At 66.5% G+C, this 20,018-nt stretch carries 16 protein-coding genes; 9 read left to right on the forward strand and 7 right to left on the reverse strand.

Features of this window, described 5'->3' with window-relative positions; translation table 11 throughout:
• Positions 1–23: 23 nt before the first annotated feature.
• On the reverse strand, positions 24–584 hold the full coding sequence (locus ACOQPI_RS08020; protein ID WP_420619148.1) for a YqgE/AlgH family protein: 561 nt from the start codon (positions 582–584) through the stop codon (positions 24–26).
• 2 nt (positions 585–586) lie between these two features.
• Positions 587–1,711: a phosphoserine transaminase gene (serC, locus tag ACOQPI_RS08025; protein ID WP_420619149.1), complete on the reverse strand. Its 1,125-nt coding sequence runs from the start codon at positions 1,709–1,711 to the stop codon at positions 587–589.
• 99 nt (positions 1,712–1,810) lie between these two features.
• Here serC and ACOQPI_RS08030 point away from each other — a divergent pair, with 99 nt between their 5' ends.
• The 4 genes from ACOQPI_RS08030 to leuA all read left to right on the forward strand — a co-directional run bounded on the left by ACOQPI_RS08030 (position 1,811) and on the right by leuA (position 8,476).
• Positions 1,811–2,995 (forward strand): pyridoxal phosphate-dependent aminotransferase, encoded by a 1,185-nt coding sequence (locus ACOQPI_RS08030; protein ID WP_420619150.1) that lies wholly within the window; start codon positions 1,811–1,813, stop codon positions 2,993–2,995.
• Between the two features lie 38 nt (positions 2,996–3,033).
• Entirely contained in the window at positions 3,034–4,947 is a 1,914-nt protein-coding gene (locus tag ACOQPI_RS08035; protein WP_420619151.1) for a S9 family peptidase, read from the forward strand.
• 71 nt (positions 4,948–5,018) lie between these two features.
• Complete coding sequence (gene serA / locus ACOQPI_RS08040) at positions 5,019–6,596, forward strand: phosphoglycerate dehydrogenase (RefSeq protein WP_420619152.1); 1,578 nt, start codon at positions 5,019–5,021, stop codon at positions 6,594–6,596.
• A 176-nt stretch (positions 6,597–6,772) separates the two neighbouring features.
• Positions 6,773–8,476, forward strand: coding sequence for a 2-isopropylmalate synthase (gene leuA / locus ACOQPI_RS08045; RefSeq protein ID WP_420619153.1), 1,704 nt, complete (start codon positions 6,773–6,775; stop codon positions 8,474–8,476).
• A 53-nt stretch (positions 8,477–8,529) separates the two neighbouring features.
• Here the strand turns inward: leuA and ACOQPI_RS08050 are convergent, their stop codons facing one another.
• Genes ACOQPI_RS08050 through ACOQPI_RS08070 form a run of 5 tightly spaced genes read right to left on the reverse strand, consistent with a single transcriptional unit; the run spans position 8,530 to position 14,455 of the window.
• Positions 8,530–10,923, reverse strand: coding sequence for a beta-propeller domain-containing protein (locus ACOQPI_RS08050; protein WP_420619154.1), 2,394 nt, complete (start codon positions 10,921–10,923; stop codon positions 8,530–8,532).
• Positions 10,924–10,981: 58 nt separating this feature from the next.
• On the reverse strand, positions 10,982–11,578 hold the full coding sequence (leuD, locus tag ACOQPI_RS08055; protein ID WP_420619155.1) for a 3-isopropylmalate dehydratase small subunit: 597 nt from the start codon (positions 11,576–11,578) through the stop codon (positions 10,982–10,984).
• Entirely contained in the window at positions 11,575–12,975 is a 1,401-nt protein-coding gene (leuC, locus tag ACOQPI_RS08060) for a 3-isopropylmalate dehydratase large subunit (RefSeq protein ID WP_420619156.1), read from the reverse strand. Before leuC ends, leuD begins: the two co-directional genes overlap by 4 nt.
• Positions 12,976–13,016: 41 nt before the next feature.
• The gene (locus tag ACOQPI_RS08065) at positions 13,017–13,925 is read right to left on the reverse strand and encodes an alpha/beta fold hydrolase (RefSeq protein WP_420619157.1); all 909 of its coding nucleotides are present in this window, start codon (positions 13,923–13,925) and stop codon (positions 13,017–13,019) included.
• A gap of 56 nt (positions 13,926–13,981) precedes the next feature.
• Entirely contained in the window at positions 13,982–14,455 is a 474-nt protein-coding gene (locus tag ACOQPI_RS08070; protein ID WP_420619158.1) for a GreA/GreB family elongation factor, read from the reverse strand.
• 56 nt (positions 14,456–14,511) lie between these two features.
• Between ACOQPI_RS08070 and ACOQPI_RS08075 the strand changes: the two genes are divergently transcribed.
• Genes ACOQPI_RS08075 through ACOQPI_RS08095 form a run of 5 tightly spaced genes read left to right on the forward strand, consistent with a single transcriptional unit; the run spans position 14,512 to position 19,976 of the window.
• Positions 14,512–15,492 carry a 3-isopropylmalate dehydrogenase gene (locus ACOQPI_RS08075; RefSeq protein WP_420619159.1) on the forward strand — a complete coding sequence of 327 codons (981 nt, stop codon included), beginning with the start codon at positions 14,512–14,514 and terminating at the stop codon, positions 15,490–15,492.
• Positions 15,493–15,538: 46 nt separating this feature from the next.
• A complete protein-coding gene (locus ACOQPI_RS08080) occupies positions 15,539–16,459 on the forward strand; it encodes a branched-chain amino acid transaminase (RefSeq protein ID WP_420619160.1) in 921 nt (306 codons plus the stop codon).
• Positions 16,446–18,089, forward strand: coding sequence for a citramalate synthase (gene cimA, locus ACOQPI_RS08085; protein WP_420619161.1), 1,644 nt, complete (start codon positions 16,446–16,448; stop codon positions 18,087–18,089). Before ACOQPI_RS08080 ends, cimA begins: the two co-directional genes overlap by 14 nt.
• Positions 18,076–18,609: a hypothetical protein gene (locus ACOQPI_RS08090; RefSeq protein WP_420619162.1), complete on the forward strand. Its 534-nt coding sequence runs from the start codon at positions 18,076–18,078 to the stop codon at positions 18,607–18,609. Before cimA ends, ACOQPI_RS08090 begins: the two co-directional genes overlap by 14 nt.
• 14 nt (positions 18,610–18,623) lie before the next feature.
• Positions 18,624–19,976 (forward strand): glutamate--tRNA ligase, encoded by a 1,353-nt coding sequence (locus tag ACOQPI_RS08095; protein WP_420621008.1) that lies wholly within the window; start codon positions 18,624–18,626, stop codon positions 19,974–19,976.
• Positions 19,977–20,018: the final 42 nt, after the last annotated feature.

A 20,018-nucleotide genomic window follows, 5' to 3' on the forward strand; every position in this document is an offset into this window, starting at 1 on the left:
TCTTGTCTAGCCACTCTCCCTGCTTAGTTGTGGCTGGGGTGGGTGGGGTAGTGGGTGAACCAGGAGATGGGGGAGGGCTGGCGGGCTAGGACGGCGGGCCAGAGTTCGCCGGGTTCTTCGGTGAGGGGGTCGGCGGGGTCGGCGTCGACCACGAACCATGCGCCGGATTCGATCTCGTCCTCGAGCTGTCCGGGGGACCAGCCGGCGTAGCCGGCGAACAGGCGGACTCCGTCTACTGCGCTAGCGACCTCGCTTGCGTCGGCTTCTAGATCGAGGGTGCCTACCAGGCCGAGCACGGGGGTCCACCACCCCTGGTCGGGGTTCTGTCGCACTCGGGCCAGAGCCACTACCGATTCGTTGGACACCGGCCCGCCGATGAACATGGTGGGTGGCGGGGCCAGATGCGGGGCCCACTGGGGCAGGGCATCGCTGACCAGCAGGCCTGACGGACGGTTCAGCACAACCCCGGCTGCCCCCTCTTCCTGATGGGCCAGCATTAGCACCACGGTGCGCTCGAAGTTTCCGTCGCCGATGAGCGGGGTGGCCACCAACAGCTTCCCGGTGGTGTCAGCCCCCTCTGCCATAGCTACAAGGATTCCACCACGTAATCGATGCAGCCGCACAGCGCGGCGATATCCGATGGGGGGATGGCAGGGAACAGGGCCACTCGGAGCTGGTTTCGGCCCAGCGCCCGATACGACTCCACATCGACGATGCCATTGGCTCGCAGCACGGCGGCCACCTCGTCGGCCGAAACCCCGTCGAAGTCGATGGTCGCCACCACGTGGCTGCGAATAGCGGGGTCGGCCACGAACGGCGTGGTGAAGCTGCGGCTGCCAGCCCAGGTGTAGATGATGTCGGCCGACTGGTCGCAGCGGGAGGCGGCCCACTCCAAACCGCCGTTCTCGTTGATCCACTCCACCTGGTGTACGGCCAAGAACACGGTGGCCAGCGCCGGTGTGTTGTAGGTCTCGTCTTTGCGAGAGCTGCTGAGGGCGATGCCCAAATCCAAGAACGGAGGGATCCAGCGGTCGGACGCCGCGATCCGCTCGATTCTCTCCACCGCGGCGGGCGAGCAACAGGCCAGCCACAATCCGCCGTCGGCGGCCAGGCACTTCTGGGGGGCGAAGTAGTACACGTCGGTCTCCGCGGCGTCGAAGCGCAACCCTCCGGCCCCTGAAGTGGCGTCCACCAGCACCAGGCCGTCGGCGGCGGGGCGGTGCAGTTCCATCGACACTCCGGTGGATGTCTCGTTGTGGGTCAGGGCATACGCGTCGACGGTGGGATTGGCCACCGCCTCGGGGTGGGTGCCGGGCTCGGAGCTGATGATCTCAGGGGCCTCCAAATGGGGAGCGCCGGCCACTCCGGCTGCGAACTTGGCCGAGAACGCCCCGAAGCTCAAGTGCTGGCTGCGCGACTCGATCAACCCGAAGACCGCGGCGTCCCAGAACCCGGTGGTGCCCCCGTTTCCCAGCGCCACCTCGTAGCCGTCGGGCAGCGAGAACAGCTCGGCCACTCCGGCCCGGAGCCGGTGCACCACGTCTTTCACGGTGGACTTGCGATGGCTGGTGCCGAGGAAGTTGTTGGCCGCCGCGGCCAAGGCCGCGGCGGCATCGGGCCTAATCCGAGACGGCCCGCTGCCGAAGCGGCCGTCTTCGGGCAGAAGGTCGGGGGGAATGGTGATTTTGGCGGTTTGGGCAACGCTGCTCACAAGTTCCCACGATATCGACGCCGAGAGGTCATCCGGCGTTGTTACGCCCCGAGAAAATTGAACATCAACTCCCTGGCGGCAGTGTGGAAAGCTGCGCCTATGGCTCGCATATCTCAGCGCATCTCCGCGATTGCCCCCTCGGCCACTCTGGCGGTTGACGCCAAGGCCAAGGCATTGAAGGCCCAGGGGGCGCCGGTCATAAGCTTCGGCGCTGGTGAGCCCGATTTTCCCACTCCGGCGGCCATCTTGGATGCCGCCCGAGCGGCAGTGGACGACCCGAAGAACCACCGCTATTCCCCGGCCGGGGGTCTCCCGGAGTTGAGAGAGGCCATCGCCGCCAAGACCGTGCGCGACTCGGGCTACGAGGTAGAGGCGTCTCAGGTGGTGGTGACCAACGGGGGCAAGCACGCGGTTTACAACGGCTTCGCCGTGCTGTTGGACCCGGGCGACGAGGTGCTGTTGCCCGCGCCGTATTGGACCACCTATCCCGAGGCCATCGCCCTGGCCGGCGGGGTGAGCGTGGAGGTGCCCACCACGGCCGACGACGGGTTCATGGTGACCGTGGACCAGCTTGAGGCGGCCTGCACCGATCGCACCAAGGCGCTGGTGTTCGTGTCGCCCTCCAACCCCACCGGGGCGGTGTATCCCCGCGACCGGGTGGAGGCCATCGGCCGGTGGGCGGCGGAAAACAACGTGTGGGTGATCACCGATGAGATCTATGAGCATCTGACCTACGACCACCACGAGTTTTGCTCCATGCCGGTGGTGGTCCCCGAGTTGGCCGACCGGTGCTTGGTGCTCAACGGCGTGGCCAAGACCTATGCCATGACCGGATGGCGGGTGGGCTGGCTGATCGGCCCTCCCGACGCGGCCTCCGCGGCGGTGAGCCTCCAGTCGCACCAGACCTCGAATGTGTCCAATGTGGCGCAGCGGGCCGCACTTGCCGCAGTGAGCGGGCCGTTGGACGCGGTGGCGGAGATGCGGGCGGCATTCGACCGGCGACGACGAGCCATGCACAAGATGCTGAACGGAATCGACGGGGTGACCTGTTTGGAGCCCCAGGGGGCGTTCTACGCCTTCCCGTCGTTTGAGGGAGTGCTGGGCCGCGGTGGTGTTCCCGACAACACCACCGAATTGGCCGGCTGGATCCTGGACAAGGCCCAGGTGGCCATCGTGCCTGGCGAGGCCTTCGCCGGCCCCGGCTATGCCCGGCTGTCGTTCGTCCTCGGCGATGACGACTTGGGTGAGGGCATCGGCCGCATCGCTGATCTACTGGGTGGGTGACCTGTCGCCGTGATCGGCCCGAATGAGGAGACCGAGTAGTGAGCGATCCCCAGACCCTTGCCTACGGGAGTTGGCCGTCGCCCATTTCGGCCCAGTCGATGGTGGCCGGCGCCGCCTTGCCGGTCAGTTTGTGGCACCAGCGGGGGCGCATGTGGTGGACAGAGTCTCGCCCGGCCGAGTCGGGCCGCAACGCGCTGGTGTGCGACGGCCGCGACCTGTGGAGCTCGGCGTCGGTGCGGACCCGGGTACACAGCTACGGCGGAGGCGCCTGGTGGCCCGACGGCACCGACGGGGTGTACGCCTGCGACGACGCCGACGGTCGCCTGTGGCATGTGTCGGCTGATGGTACAGCTCGCCCAATAACCCCTGAGCCCGCATTCGCCCACGGATGGCGCTACGCCGATGGTCGAGCCCTAGGCGATGCCACGGTGTGTGTGCGGGAAGACCACCACGCGCCCCGGGCGGCCCAACAAGAGGGCCGCACCCTGGAAGAGGCCAACCAGATCGTGCAGTTGAGCGCCGACGGATCGGCCGAGCCGGAGATAGTGGCCACCGGAGCCGACTTCTACGCCTGGCCCCGCCCCAGCCCTGACGGGCAGCGGTTGGCCTGGATTCAGTGGAACCACCCCAACATGCCCTGGGACCAAACCGAGCTGTGGGTGGACGGCCAGTGCGCGGTGGCGGGCATGGGCTCGGTGGTGGAGCCCCAGTGGGGCCCCGACGGCCGCCTCTACGTGGTGAGCGACCGCAATGGCTGGTGGAACCTCTACCGCGTCGAAGGCACCGATCTGGTTGCGGTTTTCGAGCTCGACGCCGAGATGCACCGCCCGGCATGGGTGTTCGACGATCCCAGCTACGCGGTGTGCGACGACAACACGGTGGCAGTGGCGGCCATGCGAGGGTCGTTGGCCGAGCTATGGATCGTGCCCCCCGATGGGTCCGAGCCTGAGTTGCTCGATCTGCCCTGGACCTCGTATGCCAGCGTCCGCGCTGCCGGACCCCATGCCGTCTGCGCCATCGCCGCCTCGCCCACTCAGGAACCCACCGCAGTGCGCATCGACGTCGCCGGCGGGACGCACGAGGTCATCCGTCCGCCGGCCCGGACCCCGGTCGATCCGGCCCACCTGTCTTCCCCTCGTCCGATCACCTTTCCCACCACCGACAACGCGGAGGCCCACGGGCTGTTCTACCCTCCGGCCCATCCCACCGCTCAGGCCCCGGCTGGCGAGAAGCCGCCGCTGTTGGTGCTGGGCCATGGCGGACCCACCGGCGCGGCCCGCAGCCAGCTCCAGCTCGGCATCCAGTATTGGACCAGCCGAGGCATTGGGGTGGTTGACGTGAACTACCGGGGCAGCACCGGCTACGGCACCGCCTTCCGGGAGGCCCTCCAGAGCCAGTGGGGGGTGAGAGACGTGGACGACTGCGTGGCCGCCGCCCGACACCTAGTGCGCACTGGCGAGGCAGACGGCGACCGGCTCATCATCCGGGGCAGCAGCGCGGGCGGCTACACCACTCTGTGCGCGCTGGCCTTCCACAAGGTGTTCGCCGCCGGGGCCAGCCGCTACGGCATCGCCGATCTGGCCGCGCTGGCCGTTGACACCCACAAGTTCGAGGCCCGCTACATGGACAGCCTGGTGGGGATGTACCCCGATGATGAAGAGATCTACAAGGCCCGTTCGCCCATCCACTTCATGGACGATTTCGAAGCCCCCATGATCGTGCTCCAGGGCTCCGAAGACGTGGTGGTGCCCCCCAACCAGGCCGAGATGATCGTGGCCGCCCTGGAGCAGCGGTCGATCCCGGTGGCTTACCTACTGTTCGAGGGAGAACAGCACGGTTTCCGCCAGGCAGAGAACATCGTGGCCGCCCTAGAAGCCGAGCTCTCTTTTTTCGCCCAGATCTTGGGGTTCGACCTGGCCGACGACATCTCGCCAGTGGCAATCCGCCGCTAGCGGGCAATTTCACAGGGGAGTCGCATATTGGTCCCCGGTGGGTGGCTAAGCGCGGTTTATTCTGAGGGCCGATGGCCCGGGTATTGGTAGCAGAGAAGATCGCCGACATCGGGGTGGCCAAGCTTCGCCATGCGGGGCACGACGTCGAAGTTCGCACCGGAATGTCGCCCGATGAGCTGTTGGAGGCGGTGTCGGGGGTCCACGCCCTCATCATCCGCTCGTCCACCCAGGTGACCGCCGAGGTGCTTGACGCGGGCAACGATCTGGTGATCGTGGGCCGGGCCGGGGTGGGCTTGGACAATGTGGACGTCGACGCCGCCACCGAGCACGGGGTGCTGGTGGTGAACGACACCTTGTCAAACATCATCTCGGCCGCCGAGCACACCATGGCTCTCATCTTGTCCCAGGCCCGGAACATCCCCCAGGCCCACGCTGCGCTCACCGATGGTCGGTGGGAGCGGGGCCGATGGGAGGGCATCGAGCTGAGCGACAAGACGCTGGGCATCATCGGGCTGGGCCGCATCGGCCGGCTGGTGGCCGAGCGGGCGCTGGGCTTCGCCATGCGGGTTATCGCCAGCGACCCCTATGTGTCGGAGGAGTCGGCCCTCCACAGTGTGATGGCGCTGGTGTCGCTGGAGGAGCTGGTGGCCCAGTCCGACTTCATCACCATTCATGTGGCCCGCACTCCCGAGACCGTCGGGCTGATCAACTCTGAGCTCTTGAAGCGGGCCAAGCCCAACCTGCGGATCGTGAATGTGTCGCGTGGCGGCATCGTGGACGAGGCGGATCTGGCCGAAGCAGTGGCGTCGGGGCGCATCGCCGGGGCCGCTTTGGACGTGTTCGACGGTGAGCCAATCACTAAATCCCCGCTATTCGACCTCGACTCGGTGGTGGTCACCCCTCATCTGGGGGCCAGCACCGAAGAGGCCCAGAGCAAGGCGGGAGACGCCATTGCCGAACAGGTGATGCTGGCGCTGGCCGGGGAGTTTGTACCCGCGGCGGTGAACGTGCCGGCCAAGAACGTTCCCGACGTGCTGCGGCCCTATCTGCCGCTGGCGGAGCAGCTAGGTCGGTTGTTCGGCAATCTGTGCGAGCGGCTGCCCGGTGTGCTCGAGGTGGAGCTCATCGGCGAGATCGGCAAGCCCGATAACACGGTGGCGGTGATGTCGGTGGTCAAGGGGCTGTTGAGCGCAGTGTCGGACATGCAGGTCAGCTACGTGAACGCAATGGACGTGGCCAAGGAGAAGGGCATGGAGGTTCGGGCCATCAGCACGCCCACCTCCAAAGACCACGTGAACTTGTTCACCGTGCGAGGCGGGGGCCACAGTCTCGGCGGGCGGTTGACCGGGGCCCGCCAGGAGCCGGTGCTGGTGCTGGCCGACGATCACAGCCTGCACATGCCGCCTGCCCAGCACATGATCTTGATCGCCAACGAGGACCGTCCCGGCATAATCGGCGCGGTGGGCACCCTACTGGGCGACGCGGGCATCAACATCGACGACATGGACGTGGGTCAGTCGCCCACTGGGGAAGGGGCCTCCATGGTGATCGCCACCTCCCAGCCGGTGCCCAAGGCCGTGGCTGAGGCTCTGGTGGCCATCGACGGAGTACAGGCTGCCCGCTACTTGGGCCTGGTTCCAGCCGATTAGCAGCCTCGGCATGTTTGGTAAACACCCGGGCTTCGGCGTAGGATTGACCTGATGAGCCGCATCCACACCCACCTGCTGCTCTTGTAGGGCGAGCACCCAGAGGTGCTCGCCCCGACCCCCTGAACCCGCAAGGGCAGGGGGTTTTTTCGTGAGTCAACTCCAATCGAGGCCATGCCATGAAAATCGGATTACACCCCCAACAGCCGTCGGGAATGCCGATCCACAAGTACCAGGCGTTCGAGCCGGTCGAGCTGATCGACCGGACCTGGCCCGACGCCGTGCTCACCGGCGCGCCCCGGTGGTGCTCGGTGGATTTGCGCGACGGCAATCAGGCCCTCATCGAGCCCATGAACCCCGAGCGGAAGTGGAAGATGTTCACCGCCCTGGTGGAGGCCGGGTTCAAAGAGATCGAGGTGGGCTTCCCCTCCGCGTCGGAGACCGACTTCCGGTTCGTGCGGGAGATCATCGAGCAGAAGGCCATCCCCTCAGATGTGCGCATCCAGGTGCTCACCCAGGCCCGTCAAGAACTCATCGAGCGCACCTATGAGGCCATCGACGGGGCGGCCGACGCCATCGTCCACCTGTACAACTCCACCTCCACCGTCCAGCGCCGGGTGGTGTTCGGCCTGGATATGGACGGGATCACCAAAATCGCCACCCAGGCGGCGGAGTGGTGCCGTTCGCTGGAGCCGCAGGTGCCCAACACCGACGTGTTCTACGAGTACTCGCCCGAGTCGTTCACCGGCACCGAACTGCCCTTCGCCAAGCGGGTGTGCGACGAGGTGGTGGAGATTCTGGCTGACGGCCACGACAAGCCGGTGATCATCAACCTGCCGGCCACAGTCGAGATGTCTACCGCCAACATCTACGGCGACATGATCGAGTGGATGCACCGCAACCTGGCCCGCCGGGACCGGATCGTGCTCAGCCTGCACCCCCACAACGACCGGGGCACCGCGGTGGCCGCAGCCGAGTTCGGGCTCATGGCCGGCGCCGACCGGGTGGAGGGCACCCTGTTCGGCAACGGGGAGCGCACCGGCAACGTAGACGTGGTGAACCTGGCCATGAACCTGTTCAGCCAGGGGGTGGACCCCGAGCTGGACATCTCCGACATCAACGGGCTGCGCCGGGTGGCCGAGGACTGCAACCAGCTTCCCATCCATCCCCGCCACCCCTATGTGGGTGATCTGGTGTACACCGCCTTCTCCGGTTCGCACCAGGACGCCATCAAGAAGGGGTTCGAGGCCATGGAGGAGACCGGCCAGAGTTTGTTCGAGGTGCCCTACATCCCCATCGACCCCAAAGACGTGGGCCGCACCTACCAAGACGTGGTGCGGGTGAACAGCCAGTCGGGCAAGGGCGGGGTGTCGTACCTCCTCCAAGCCGAGGTGCAGCTGGACCTGCCCCGGCGGATGCAAATCGAGTTCAGCCGGGTGATCCAGCAGATCGCCGACGAAACCGGCGAGGAGATCACCGCCGACCAGATCCACAGCGAGTTCGCCACCGAGTATCTCGACTTGGACGAGCCCTATCGGTTGAACGGCTACGAGTCGGCCCAGAACGCCCGGGGGGCCGACCGCACCGTGGTCACCGCCCGCCTCACCGCTGGCGACGACCAGGTGGTGGTCCACGGCGAGGGGGCGGGCTCGCTGGATGCGTTCGTGACTGGGCTGAACGAGATCATCGACACCCCGGTCAAGGTGGTGGACTACCACGAGCACGCCCGGGGCGGCGGCACGGACGCCGAGGCGGTGGCTTATATCGAGTTGCTGGTGGATGGGCGCGAGCTGTGGGGCTGCGGCATCCACACCGACATCACCACCGCCTCGATGCGGGCCATTGTGAGTGCGCTTAATCGAGCCTGCGCCGGGCTGGGATAGTCACTGCTCTCGGGTGGTGCGTTGTCGGCGCCGCGGTGTGGCGGGGGCTCTTCCTAGTTCCGGGGGAGCAGGGTAATCTGGGTTTGAAAGCCCAGGGTGGCTAGGTCGTTGGCCTGGATGGCCCGCTCGGTCATGGTCCAGAGGTCCCCGTCGGCGATGAGCAGGCGCTGGATTCTCGGGGTCCAATCCCAGCAGATCAGCAGCTTCTCGTCGTTGTCGATGCCCAGCTCAGGCCATTGCTTTTGCACCCATTCGGCTTCCCATGCCTCGCAGGACAAACCGGGGTATTCGTCGGGTGCTCCCGTCGGGCAAATCTGCAAGGCGTCGGCCTCAGACAGCCATTCGTCCAAGACGCCGCGATCAGCCACCGGACGACAGCCCGGGAAAGAGGCCGTGGGCCTCTCATGGGTGATTCGACCGAGTTCGACGATCCCGTCCCGGTTTGCCCGCAGAGCCACCGCTCCAGTGAATGGCTCTCCTTCGGCGGGCGAAGACACAGTTGTCTCGACCGCCGCTGGGCCTTCCATCAGAGGCACTGGAGGAGAGGTCTCCCGCTGGTTCAACGGGATGGCCAGGAGGCTGCTCTCGGCCCAGTAGAGGAAGGCCCGATGGTCCCATTCTGCTTCGCTGTAGCCATTGGGGAACACGATCACGTCTAGCTCTTCCGGGCTGGCCGGGTCGCTCACGTCGAACAAGGACACCTTTGTCCCCTGGGTGCGGCCCCGCTCGTCGGCCTGCTGGCCGATTCCCGCGAGCAGGCCGTCGCCAAGGGGGTGCAGGTATGTGGAGAAGCCCGGGATCTTGAGCTCGCCTGTCACTGCCGGGCTGGCCGGGTCGGAGAGATCGAGCACATAGAGGGGGTCCACTTGTCGGAAAGTCACTACGTAGCCGACATCGCCGGCGTATCTCACCGAAAAGATGCGCTCGCCCTCGCCGAGACCGCCGACGCTGCCGACAATGGCGAGGCGGCGGCCCTGCTGCTCTAGAACAACGACTTGGCTCTGGGAGGACTCGGCGCTCCAGGGCTCGCCGATGGTGGTGGCCACTCGGAAGAAGCCTTTGTGCTCATCCATCGAGAACTGGTTGAGCAAGTGGCCGTAGACCTCTCCTGAAGCCTCGTACTCAGCCGGGCCAGATTCTGATACGGAGAACTTGTGGATTGTGGTTGTCCACTCCGAAGTCGCCTCGTCTGAGGCTGCTGATTCTTCGACGGCGGGCTGGCCCTCTTCTCGGGGCTCGGGGCGGGTGTGGGCGCTGGAGGCCAAGTACAGCGACTCGCCCGAGCCGTAAAGAGTGCTCCCGTCAGCCAGCACCGAGGCCGCATCGCCGGTGCCCAAAGGCTGCTCCAAGTCGAAGGTGAGCACAGAGAGCACGGTGAACCCGGAGAATTCCGCTGGGGTATAAAGCTGGTCGCAGTCCGGCAGCAGGCCTGCCTGAGTGCCGCCAGGCCCGTCGAGGCGGTAGCCGGGCAGCCAGGCACCCAATTCAGCGGTGGCGGCAATCTGCTTGTTGGACTCTTCGGCTGCTTTCTCGGCCGAGGGCCCGCTGGGATGCACAAACTCGAATTGCAGAGGGTAGCTGGACACTGCCAGCCAGGCCGTTGTGCCCACCGAGCGTGCGCTGAGGTATTCCCCTTCCACGCGGAGCTCGGCCACCACCTCCATCGCTCCCGGGTCGGAGAGGTCCACCTCCTGGACAAGGGCAGACTGAGAGCCGCGGAAGGCCAAGTCGACAATTCGAGCTTCACCCACCATCTCGTCGGCGGCCACCGGCCCCAGCTCGTCTTCTCCGAAGCTGGTGGAGAACACCAGGGCGCGGTCTCCGCGCATCAAGATCTCCTGACCCCACCCCGAGTCGTCCAGCTTGAGGCTGCCCCGGTAGACCGGCTGCTCTCCGGTCAGGTCCACATAGTGAAGTTGGCCCTGGGCTATCACCAATATGCGGTTGCCGTCGGTCTTCACAATGTCGGGCTCGTCGACGCCTGCCACCTGCACATTTGTGCCTGAGAACCCCGCGGCGTCATCACCGGCAAATGAGCCGGTGGAACCCGCGCTTTCTTCGGCAGCAGCCGGAACAGCTACTGCGTCTTCAGCCATAGCCCCCTCTGCCATGTCGGAAAAAACAGGCCCGAAGCCGCCATAGCGATCCCGGTCAAGGCCGTAGGGGCCTACCCGCTCGACGGTCTCAGCCCGCAGATACTCCAACACGGCGGCGCAATCTCCGATGGTTTGAAGCGCCGACAACAGCTCCACATCATCGAGGTGCTCAGCGGCCTCAGCCGTAGCCTCAGGAGTGCCGGAGCCGCCATTGGCAGAGCCGGGGATCCCGGGGGTGCCGGGCTCACCGGGCAAGCAGGCACCGGCTAGCAGGGCCAGAGCGATCAGTGCCGCGGCCACGGCAGCTCTGGTCACGGGCCGAGGGGTCGAAATGAGGTTGAACCGTGTCATGCCCCTATGACGATAGACCTCCGACGCTTGGTTCCCGACAAATTGAGAGAAATGAGGATTATCGGGCCAGAGAGGGCATCCAGGCGGGGCGAGTGGCATCGAAGGCGGCGATGGCGTCGGAGTAGGCCAGGGTGAGGCCGATGTCGTCTAGGCCGTTCAGCAGGCGGTGTTGAACGGCGCCGTCGAGGGGGAAATCGGTGCTCACGCCGGCGGTGGGGGCCGACACAGTGAGCTGTTCGACGTTGACGGTGATCTGGATGGAGGGGTCATCGGCTACGGCACTGAGCAGGGTGCGGCCCACATCTTCGCTCACCTGCACCGGCACCAGGCCGTTCTTGGTGGCGTTATTGCGGAATATGTCGCCGAAGCGGGGGGAGATGACCGCCTCGAAGCCGTACTGCTGAATGGCCCACACCGCGTGCTCCCGGGAAGAGCCGGTGCCGAAGTTGGGTCCGGCCACCAGGATGCGGGCATCGGCGAAGCGGGGGTCGTTGAGCACGAAATCGGGGTCTTCGCGCCACTCTGAAAACAGGCCCTGCTCGAAGCCGGTGCGCTCCACCCGCTTGAGCCAGTCGCTGGGGATGATCTGATCGGTGTCCACATCGCTGCGGTCCAGCGGCAACGCGGTGGCGGTGATAGTGCGGACCGGCTTCATGACAGGTCTCCGGGGGTGGCGAAGGTGCCGGTCACTGCGGTGGCTGCGGCCACGGCGGGGGACACCAAGTGGGTGCGGCCTCCCTTGCCCTGGCGGCCCTCGAAGTTCCGGTTGGAGGTGCTGGCGCAGCGCTCACCGGGGGCCAGCTTGTCGGGGTTCATGGCCAGACACATCGAACAGCCCGGCTCCCGCCAGTCAAAACCGGCGGCCCTGAACACCTCGTGCAGGCCCTCAGACTCGGCTTGGGCCTTGACCGCGCCCGATCCGGGGACCACGAAAGTGCGGACGCCGGGACGCACCCGGCGGCCCTCGACCACCGCGGCGGCAATGCGCAGGTCTTCTATGCGGCTGTTGGTGCAGGAGCCGATGAACACCGTGTCCACCGGGACCTCCTTGAGCGGGGTGCCGGGCTCAAGGCCCATGTAGTGGAGCGCTCGGGCGGCCGACTCCCGCCCGCTGCTCTCGGCGAAGCTGTCGGGATGGGGCACGGTGCCGTCGATGGGCGCCACTTGAGCCGGGTTCGTGCCCCACGACACGTGGGGCACCAGTTCCGACCCGTCGATCACCACCTCCTTGTCGAAGGCGGCGTCATCGTCGGTCGACAAACTGCGCCAATCCTCCAGCGCGGTTTCCCACGCCGATCCAGTCGGCGCGCTGGGCCGCCCCTGGAGGTATTCGAAGGTGGTGTCGTCGGGGGCGATCAACCCAGCCCGGGCTCCGGCCTCGATGGACATGTTGCACACCGTCATGCGCCCCTCCATCGACAGCGACCGGATGACCGATCCCCGGTATTCGATCACCGAGCCGATACCCCCGCCGGTGCCGATGCGCCCGATGATGGCCAAGATCACGTCCTTGGCGGTGCAGCTCATCGGCAGGGTTCCGTCCACGGTCACCGACATGGTGCCGGGGCGCTGCTGGGGGAGGGTCTGGGTGGCCAGCACGTGCTCCACCTCGCTGGTGCCGATGCCGAAGGCCAGCGCACCGAACGCCCCGTGGGTGGAGGTGTGGCTGTCGCCGCACACGATGGTCATTCCCGGCTGGGTGAGGCCCATCTCCGGGCCGATCACGTGCACGATGCCCTGGCCGGGGCTGCCCATGGGGTACAGGGTGATGCCGAATTCCTCACAGTTGGCCCGCAGCGTCTCCACCTGCTGGCGGGAGATGGGATCGGCGATGGGCCAAGCGATGTCGTCGGTGGGCACGTTGTGGTCTTCGGTGGCCACGGTGAGGTCGGGGCGCCGCACCGTGCGGCCGTTCATGCGGAGACCGTCGAAGGCCTGCGGCGAGGTCACCTCGTGAATGAGGTGCATGTCGATGAACAGCAGGTCGGGCTCGCCGTCGGCTTGGTGGACGACGTGGCGGTCCCAGACCTTCTCGCTGAGGGTTCGGCCCATGTGCGCTCCGGTTTCTTGCGTTTCTCGCGGTAATTCTGAGGCTATCGGGTGGCCTCGGATGGGGATGGATCGGGAGCAACACTGCTCTCGGAATCAGGACTGGCTGGCACTCCCACCGCATCGAGGGCCTTGCTCAGACAGTCCCAGAAGCTGTCGAAGTCGGTGACCACCGATGCGTGGCCGCCCCGGTAGGAGTACACGCTGATGCCGGCCACGGCATCGGCCAGCTCTTGTTGGAGGTAGTCGGGCACTACCTTGTCGCCCACGGTGCGAACCTGGGCGATCGGCATGGGGAGTTCGGCGATCCACGGCGAGGAGTCGAAGTTGAACAGCTCGGTGCCGGCGTCCAGCATGGCCTGAGGATCGCCTTTGAGCACCTCGGTTTGGGCCCATCGGCCGATGTTGGTGCCGATCACGTTGAACACGGTCTGCTCCCAGCCCCAATACCGCAGCTTCACGGGGGTCAAGCGGGAGGCGGCGGCCACCACCGGGAGCAGCGAGAAGCGGACGGCCCGCAATCCCCGGCCCCGGAAGCTGGTGGAGGTGGCGCCCAGCACCAGCCCGGTGACCCGTTCGGGCGCCGCTCGGGCGGCCAGCTGGGCGATGGCGCCGCCCATGGAATAGCCCGCGCACACGAAGCGGCCGATGCCCAGGGCGTCGGCCACGGCCAGCACATCAGCGGCGCAGTCTGCGAACCTGAATCGCCGGGTGGGCACCCCTTGGCCATGGCCCCGATGGTCGAATGCCACCACCGAGGCCCGCTGGGAGATCGGCTCGAAGGCCGGGTACCAGTTCAGGTCGGCGGTCACCGTCCAGCCGTGCAGCAGCATGACGGTGGGGGAGTCCGGCGGCCCGGCGGCCCGGCGGACGAACAGCCGCCCCCGCTCGGGGAGGTCGACGAACTCACCCGGCGGCAGGCTGGGGCCAATCGGTGCGCCGCTACTGCTCAAAGAAGACCACCCTGGCTAATCCCTGGTGGAACGCGGTGCCACGGCAACTGGGGCCGCTATTGCTCAAGGGACACGATTTGCACTGTCAGCGTGCCCCCCGCGGGGCTCTCATAGGGCACGGTGTCGCCCACAGCCGCTCCGATGATGGCCGACCCCATCGGGGATGCCGGGGAGATCACGTCGAGCCCGTCGTGGCGCTCCTCGATCGAGCCCACCAAGTAGGTCTCGACGTCGTCGGGGTCGCCGTCGTGGGCCACTGTCACCACCGAGCCCACCGCAACTTTGGTCCCATCGCCGGCCTCGACGATTCGGCAGTTCCTCAGCATTGCGCCCAACTGGGCGATGCGAGTCTCCATCTTGCCCTGCTCGTCTTTGGCCGCGTGGTAGTCGCCGTTCTCGCTCAGATCGCCCAATTCTCGGGCCGCTTCGATCTTGCGGGCGATTTCCACCCGTCCGACCGTGGTGAGCTGTTCGAACTCAGCCTGAAGACGGTCGAAGGCCGTCTGGGACAGCTCATGGGTTTCCGGCATAAAGGTCAATTTTAGCGTTCGCTTTCGGTAAGGCTGTATTCGTATTCTGATGGGCCATGGCCCACATGATTGGAATCGTCGGCGGCGACGGGATCGGCCCCGAGGTCGTTGCCGAGGGCCTGAAGGTGCTGAACGCGGCCGGCGTGGAGCTCGACACGGTGCCCTACGACCTCGGCGGCGCCCGCTATCTGCGCGACGGCACCGTGCTGACCGATGAGATCATGGAGGAGTGGCGGGGGCTGGACGCCCTCTACGTGGGGGCCGTGGGAACCCCTGACGTGCCCCCCGGCGTCATCGAGCGGGGGCTGCTGCTGCGGATGCGCTTCGAGCTCGACCTGTACGTGAACCGCCGCCCGTTCCGGTCGCCCGACGGTGCATTCGAGTTCGAGGTGATCCGGGAGAACACCGAGGGCACCTACGCCGGGGAGGGCGGCTTCCTGCGCCGCCACACCCCCGCGGAGGTGGCCACCCAGGGGTCGGTGAACACCCGGTTCGGGGTGGAGCGCTGTGTTCGCTACGCCTTCGAACTGGCCCGCAGCCGCCCGGGGCGCCACCTCACCCTGGTACACAAAACCAACGTGTTGACCTTTGCCGGCGATCTGTGGGAGCGCACTTTCAACGAGGTGGCCGAGGAGTATCCCGATGTGGCCACCGCCTACAACCACGTGGACGCAGCCTGCATCTACTTTGTGGAAGACCCCAAGAGCTACGACGTGATAGTGACCGACAACCTGTTCGGCGACATCCTCACCGATCTCGGCGGAGCGGTGTCGGGCGGCATCGGGCTGGCCGCCTCGGCCAACCTGAACCCCGACCGCACCGGGCCGTCGATGTTTGAGCCGGTTCATGGCTCGGCACCCGATATTGTGGGGACCGGCCGGGCCAACCCCACCGCCGCGATCTTGTCGGCGGCCATGATGGTTGAGTTCTTGGGCGAGACCGACGCAGCCAACCGGATTCGGGCGGCCTGTGCCGATCCGACAACTCAATACGGGACCACCACCGAGATCGGCGACGCCATCGCAGAGCGGGTGTGAGGCCCGCGAAGATCGAAGCAGTGAGCGCAGAAAGGATCTGAGCACAATGCCAATCGAGACCACGGAGAAGGTGTGGATGGACGGCGAGCTGGTGGACTGGGCCGACGCCACCGTTCACGTGCTCACCCACACGCTCCACTACGGCAACGGGGTCTTCGAGGGCATCCGGGCCTATGAGACCGACGAGGGCGCCGCGGTGTTCCGGCTAACCCCCCATATCCGCCGCCTGTTCGCCAGCGCCAAGATCCTCCAGATCGACATTCCCTTCACGGTGGACGAACTGGTGGCCGCCACCAAGGAGACTGTGCGGGTCAACGGCATGAAGAGCTGCTACATCCGCCCGCTGGCCTATCTGGGCTACGGCGAGATGGGGCTGAACCCGCTGTCGTGTGAGGTGAACGTGGCCATCGCCGTGTGGCCGTGGGGCACCTATCTGGGCGACGAAGGGGTTATGAACGGGGTGCGCCTCATGGTCAGCTCCTGGCAGCGCCACGATCCCAACTCCATGCCCACCGCGGCCAAGGGGTGCGGGCACTACATCAACAGCCAGCTGGCCAAAGTGCAGGCGCTGAAGGCCGGCTACGACGAGGCGATTCTGCTGTCGCCCCAGGGCTATGTGAGCGAATGTACCGGAGAGAACGTGTTCGTGGTGCGCGACGGCACCATCGTCACCCCGCCCACCGCGGTGGGAGCGCTGGAGGGCATCACCCAGGACGCCATCCGCACCATGGCCTCTGATCTGGGCATCCCCTATACCACCGACAACCTGCTGCGCAGCGATCTGTATCTGGCTGACGAGGCCTTCCTGTCAGGTACGGCGGCCGAGGTGGTGCCCATCCGGTCGGTGGACGACCGCGAGATCGGCGATCCCGGTCCAATCACCCGCAAGATCCAAGAGGTGTTCCAGGACGCGGTGCGGGGTCGGCAGGCCCAGTACCGGCACTGGAACGAGCATGTCGACCGTTGAGGCGACCGGGTCCCGGTCCCTGCCCGCCGCGGTAGAGATTTACGACACCACTCTTCGCGACGGGAGCCAGCTTGAGGGGATCTCCCTCACGGTGGAGGACAAGCTCCGCATCGCCCGCCAGCTCGACTCCCTCGGGGTCCACTACATCGAGGGGGGCTGGCCCGGCTCCAACCCCAAAGACGACGAGTTCTTCGCCCGAGCCCGCGATGAGCTGAACCTGGAGACCAGCACCCTGGTGGCCTTCGGCTCCACCCGAAAGGTGAAGGGGCGCACCGATGAGGATCTCACGCTGGCCAACCTGGTGGGCTCAGGCACCGAGGTGGCCTGCATCGTGGGCAAGTGCTGGGACTACCACGTGGTGGAGGCCCTGCGGACCACCCTGGACGAAGGGGTGGCCATGGTGGCCGACTCGGTGCGGTTCTTGAAGGACAACGGCATGCGGGTGTTCTTCGACGCCGAGCACTTCTTCGATGGGTTCCATCACAACCAGGAATACAGCCTGGCGGTGCTGGAGGCGGCCGCGGTGGCCGGCGCCGACCGGCTGGTGCTGTGCGACACCAACGGTGGCTCGCTGCCCACCCGGGTGGAAGACATCGTGGGTGCGGTGGTCGACTACCTGGACACCCCGGTGGGGGTACACCTCCACGACGACACCGGCTGCGGGGTGGCCAACGCCCTGGCCGGCGTGCGGGCTGGGGCCATCCAGGTGCAGGGCACCATCAACGGCTACGGCGAGCGCACCGGCAACTGCAACCTGGTGCCGATCATAGCCAACCTCAGCTTGAAGATGGGAGTGCAGACCGTTCCCCCCGACCGGCTGGATCGGCTCACCGCGGTTTCGCACCACGTGGCCGAGCTGGTGAACTTCCCGCCCGACCCCCAGCAGGCCTACGTGGGCTCGTCGGCCTTCGCCCACAAAGCTGGCCTCCACACCAGCGCCATCGCCCGCCGCCCCGACGCCTACGAGCACATCGATCCGTCGGCGGTGGGCAACGGCACCCGGTTCGTGGTGTCGGAGATGGCCGGGCGCTCCACGGTGGAGCTCAAAGCCCAAGAGCTGGGATTAGACCTCGATGGCAAGGCCGTCGGCGAGATTGTGGACACCCTCAAGAAGCTGGAGCACGCCGGGTACCACTTCGAGGTGGCCGACGCCTCCCTGGAGCTGTTGATGCGGGCGGCGTCGGGATGGACGCAGCCGTACTTCGAGTTGGAGTCGTTCAGAGTTTCCACCGAGCACCGGTCGGGCACCGGCGCCCGGGCCTGGAACGAGGTGGCCGTGGAGATGGACACCGAGGCCACCGTGAAGCTCCACGTGGACGGCGAGCGCACCGTGGCCACCGGCGAGGGCAACGGCCCGGTCAACGCCCTGCACGCCGCGCTGATGCTGGCTCTGGCCGATCGCTATCCGGCGTTCCGGTCGATCTCGCTCATCGACTACAAGGTGCGGGTGCTTGACACCGCGGCGGGAACTGCGGCGGTCACCCGGGTGATCATCGACTCCACCAATGGCGACCGGGTGTGGACCACAATCGGCGTGTCCACCAACATCGTGGAGGCCAGCTGGCAGGCGCTGGTGGACAGCCTGGTGTTCGGACTACTCCACAGCGAGGATGAAAATGGCCGCTCCTGACTACGTTCCCAACGACACCGCCGCGGCCGACCGCCACTACGTATCGCCGCCTCGCCGACCCCAGCCCTGGTTAGCGGATAGGCCGGCCGAGCTCACGGGGGGACAGCCGATAGGAGCCGGGTTGGGCGTGCCCGGACCGGACCAGGGATACGCTCTGCGGCTGGCTCGACGCTTCGAGGACCAGTTGCTGCTGGGTGCCGGAGAGCACGGTGACGACGCCATCGCCGGCTGTGTGGGCGTGGCGTTGAAGCGGGCGGCCATCTTCGGACGAGCCCCGGTGGCCGCCGATTTGGAGGTTGCGTTCCGGGTGTTCGGCTTCCTGCCCCCCGCTCCTGACGAGTCACTGGTGGCCTGGCGCAAGGAGCTGTTCGCCGGTGTCAGCCATCCCCATCACTATGCCGAGGCCCGGCAAATAGTGGACCTGATTCCCGAGGCGGTGCTTCGGATGCCTCCCAGTGAGGTTGAGGCCGCCTGTCTCAACAACCGAGCTGAGCTGTTCGCGGTCAGCATCAACCGGTGAGTCCGGCTGAGCCACTGTCTTCGGCTGATTCGCCGCGGGTTCGGTTCGCACCGTCGCCCACCGGCTACCTCCACGTCGGCTCGGCTCGAACAGCCCTGTTCAACTGGCTGTATGCCCGGGCCACCGGCGGGACCATGGTCCTGCGCATCGAGGACACCGACGAGAGCCGTAACCGCCCCGAGCTGACCGACGCCATCTTCGAATACCTGGGATGGCTAGGCATTGACTACGACGAGGGGCCGTTCTACCAGTCGGAGCGCCGGGAGCGTCACCGGGAGGCAGTGCAGCAGTTGCTGGACAACGGCCGGGCCTACCTGTGCGACGCCGATGACAACGAGCTTCCCGGCACTGAAATGGGCGATGGCCGAGCGGTCCGGTTCAGAACCCCGGAGGGCACCACGGCTATCGACGATGTAGTCCGCGGTGAGGTGGCGGTGGACCACGCCCAACTGGGCGACTTCGTGATCTGGCGCTCCGACGGCTCGCCAACCTTTGTGCTGGCCAACGCGGTGGACGACGCCGACATGGCCATCACCCACGCCATCCGGGGCGAAGACCTGCTGTCGAGCACTCCTCGAGCCGTACTGGTAGCCGAAGCGCTGGGAGCCACACCGCCGGTCTACGCTCACCTGCCCCTGTTGGTGAACGAGCAGCGCAAGAAGCTGTCCAAACGCCGCGACGACGTTTCATTGGAGAGCTACCGGAAGCAGGGGTTCCTGGCCGAGGCGATGGCCAACTACCTGGCCCTTCTGGGCTGGGGTCCACGCGACGGGGTGGAGATCCGCCCCATGGCCGAGATCATCGAGCAATTCCGGCTGGAAGACGTGAACAAAGCGCCAGCATTCTTCGATATCGCCAAGCTGGAGCACTTCAACGGGGTGTACATACGCGAGCTCGACCCAGAGACATTCCTAGCCGCCCTCGAACCCCACCTCACTGGCGAAGACGTGCCCTGGCCCCCCGACCGCTTTCGCCCCGATGTAGTTGCCGCCATGGCCCCGCTAGTGCAGGAGAAGCTCCGCACGCTCGACGGCATCGTCCCCCAAGTGGACTGGCTCTTCCTCGATGAGCCAGACATCGACGAGCAGTCCTGGGAAAAGTCAGTTCTCCGCGGCAAAGCCGCCCCCGAAATTCTCGACGCCACCATCGCCGCCCTCACCGACTGCCCCTGGGACGCCGAAACCGTCAAAGACGCCGTGTTCGCCGCTGGCGAGGCCCACGGCGTCAACCGCTCCAAGTCCCAGGCCCCCGTCCGAGTAGCCGTCACCGGCCGCTCAGTAGGCCCCCCACTCTTCGAACCCATGGTGAACCACCTCACCCGTGAGGAAGTCCTCCACCGCCTCCAAACCGCCCGCTCCCACCTCTAAAGCATTGCCCTCCCGTCCGGGTAGGGGAGTACAATGGCCGCT

The organism is Candidatus Poriferisocius sp., from assembly GCF_965219815.1.
GTDB lineage: Bacteria > Actinomycetota > Acidimicrobiia > Acidimicrobiales > Bin134 > Poriferisocius.